Source organism: Mesorhizobium sp. M7A.F.Ca.US.002.01.1.1 (assembly GCF_004022955.1).
GTDB classification, from domain to species: Bacteria; Pseudomonadota; Alphaproteobacteria; order Rhizobiales; family Rhizobiaceae; genus Mesorhizobium; species Mesorhizobium ciceri.
In genome coordinates, this window is sequence record NZ_RZQE01000591.1 from 1 (window position 1) to 827 (window position 827).

General features: G+C 64.3%; 1 protein-coding gene. It reads left to right on the forward strand.

The features are described 5' to 3' along the window. The coding region (locus tag EN932_RS32490) for a DEAD/DEAH box helicase (protein ID WP_164890740.1) at positions 1-827 on the forward strand (827 nt) is incomplete at both ends.

Sequence of the window (827 nt, forward strand, 5' to 3'; positions counted from 1 at the left end):
TCATCGCACTCGGCACCAAGCGCCGGCCGAAGACGGCGCGTGCGCTTATCCTGGCGCCGACGCGCGAACTCGCCGTGCAGATCGAGGATACGATCAAGATCCTCGCCAAGGGCGCGCATGTCTCGACCGCGCTCGTGCTTGGCGGCGTCTCGCGCTTCAGCCAGGTGAAGAAGGTTGCGCCCGGCGTCGATATCCTGATCGCAACGCCCGGCCGGTTGACCGACCTGGTGCGTGAGGGCGACCTCATACTTGCCGACACCAAATGGCTGGTGCTCGACGAGGGCGACCGCATGCTCGACATGGGCTTCATCAACGACGTCAAGCGCATCGCCAAGGCGACCGCGCCCGATCGTCAGACGGTGCTGTTCTCGGCGACCATGCCCAATGAAATCGCCGAATTGGCCAAGGGCCTGCTGAAGAACCCGATCCGCGTCGAAGTCGCGCCGCAAAGCACGGCAGCGGCCGAGATCGTGCAAGGCGTCGTCTTTGCCCGCACCAAGCAGAAGCGCCAGGTGCTGTCGACGATGCTCGCCGATGAGGCGATGAAGTCCGTCATCATCTTCTCGCGCACCAAGCATGGTGCCGACAGGGTGACCAAGGACCTCGAGCGCGATGGCTTCAAGGCCGCCGTCATTCACGGCAACAAGTCGCAGAACGCCCGCCAGAAAGCGCTGAACGATTTCCGCGACGGCTCGGTGCGCATTCTGGTGGCGACCGACATCGCGGCGCGCGGCATCGACGTACCCGGCATCAGCCATGTCGTGAATTTCGATCTGCCGGATGAAGCCGAGAGCTACGTCCACCGCATCGGCCGTACCGGCCGCAAC